The sequence below is a fragment of the Mesorhizobium sp. M7A.F.Ca.CA.002.09.1.1 genome (genome assembly GCF_003998555.1).
GTDB lineage: Bacteria > Pseudomonadota > Alphaproteobacteria > Rhizobiales > Rhizobiaceae > Mesorhizobium > Mesorhizobium ciceri.
In genome coordinates, this window is record NZ_RZRR01001260.1 from 1 (window position 1) to 1174 (window position 1174).

General features: G+C 63.7%; 1 protein-coding gene. It reads left to right on the forward strand.

Annotated features, from left to right (window positions below):
• Positions 1-276 precede the first annotated feature (276 nt).
• On the forward strand, positions 277-1174 hold an 898-nt coding region (locus tag EN994_RS32345; protein WP_127308197.1), incomplete at its 3' end, for a glutamate--tRNA ligase.

Here is a 1174-nt window from a genome sequence, read left to right on the forward strand (position 1 = left end):
CACGGAAGCGGTCCGCTCCGGCGACATCTTTATCGGTGGATTGGTGGGCGACCGCTGGACCCGCCTCAGTTCCGATGATTTCGGCCGCTGATCGCCTTCAACCGGTGGTCGGCCCCAGCGGCTGGCAGCGCTCGGTTACAAAGGCCGCCTGCGGACTGGGTGCCTCCTGAGGCGTCCAACGCCCGGTCTTTTCATTCCAGCCGCCATGTTCTATGTCTGCCGGGCAGCGCGGGGGCGCGTCTTGTCAATCGTAAAAGCATCCGGTACGCCCCGCTCATGACAGTTACCGTTCGTTTCGCCCCTTCGCCGACCGGCCGCATCCATATCGGCAATGCGCGCACGGCTCTGTTCAACTGGCTGTTCGCCGTGAACAACAAGGGTCGCTTCATCCAGCGCTTCGACGACACCGACATTGCGCGCTCGAAGCAGGAGTTTTCCGACGCCATCCTCTACGACCTGCATTGGTTGGGCATTTTTCCCGACGCCACCGAGTACCAGTCGCGGCGCTTCGAAGTCTATGACGCGGCGGTCGAGAGGCTGAAGGCGGCAGGCGTTCTCTATGCCTGCTACGAAACGCCGGAGGAGCTGGATCTCAGGCGCAAGGTGCGCCGCACGCGCGGTCTGCCGCCGGTCTATGGCCGCGAGGCGTTGACCCTGACGCACGAACAGATCGCCGAATACCAGACCGATGGCCGCCGGCCGCACTGGCGTTTTCTCCTGCCCAATTTCTCAGGCGATCCACAACAGCCGGAACGCACTGAAATCCACTGGAACGACTTGGTGCGCGGTGAGGAAACCGTCGATCTGGCCTCGCTTTCCGATCCGGTCCTGGTGCGCGAGGACGGCACCTATCTCTATACGCTGCCTTCCGTGGTCGACGACATCGAGATGGGCGTCAGCCATGTCATCCGCGGCGACGACCATGTCACCAACACCGGCGTGCAGATCGCCCTGTTCCAGGCACTGGCTGCCACGCCGCCAGTGTTCGGCCACCACAATCTCCTGACCACCGCATCGGGCGAGGGCTTGTCGAAGCGCACCGGCGCGCTCTCCATCGAAAGCCTGCGCGAGGACGGGATCGAGCCGATGGCCGTCGCATCATTGGCGGTCCTGGTAGGCACTTCGGAGAATGTCGCGGCGATGCCGACGATGGGCGAACTCGCCGAACGCTTCG